Source organism: Bradyrhizobium sp. PRIMUS42, from assembly GCF_023006515.1.
GTDB lineage: Bacteria > Pseudomonadota > Alphaproteobacteria > Rhizobiales > Xanthobacteraceae > Bradyrhizobium.
In genome coordinates this window covers 1-553 of sequence record NZ_JALBGZ010001500.1, presented here as the reverse complement: position 1 = coordinate 553, position 553 = coordinate 1, and the positions used below count along the sequence as shown (strand labels likewise).

Below are 553 nucleotides of genomic sequence, written 5' to 3'. Positions count from 1 at the left end.
CAGCAATTGCGGGCCACGGCCTGCGACCTCCTCGATGCCGCGCCGCAGATTGTCGAACGCGGTGCCGGCATGACGCATCAGGTTCTTGCCCGCCGGCGTCAGCCGGACCGCCCGGGCGCTGCGCTCGAACAAGATCGTGCCCATCGCGGTTTCGAGCTTGCGAATGGCGTGGCTGACCGCGCTCGGCGTGAGATGAAGCTCGTTCGCCGCATCCCGGAACGAACCGGTGCGTGCGGCGGCCTCGAAGGCGCGGATGGCGGATATCGGGATGCTGGATAGCAACATCGGACAAGTGAACCAAATTCACCCATGCAAGACAACAGCGCGTTTGTCGGATTGGCCGACGCCCGCATAATCACGGGCAAGAACGGCGGCGCCGTCGGGTGCCCGGCAATGCCATTGAGGGAGGATCATCATGCTGCTGCGCGGCAAGACAGCCATCATCACCGGAGCTGCGTCTCCTCGGGGCATCGGCCTTGCCACCGCCCGCCGCTTTGCGGCCGAGGGAGCCCGCGTCGCCATTCTCGACATCGACGGCCCGGCGGCGGAAGCT

Annotated in this window: 2 protein-coding genes; one reads left to right on the top strand and one right to left on the bottom strand. The window is 66.5% G+C overall.

Annotation, left to right across the window (positions count from 1 at the left end; translation table 11 throughout):
- A partial coding sequence (locus tag MOV75_RS41305; RefSeq protein ID WP_247008646.1) for a LysR family transcriptional regulator occupies positions 1–282 on the bottom strand: 282 nt, incomplete at its 3' end.
- A gap of 133 nt (positions 283–415) precedes the next feature.
- Here MOV75_RS41305 and MOV75_RS41300 point away from each other — a divergent pair.
- On the top strand, positions 416–553 hold a 138-nt coding region (locus MOV75_RS41300; protein WP_246932372.1), incomplete at its 3' end, for an SDR family oxidoreductase.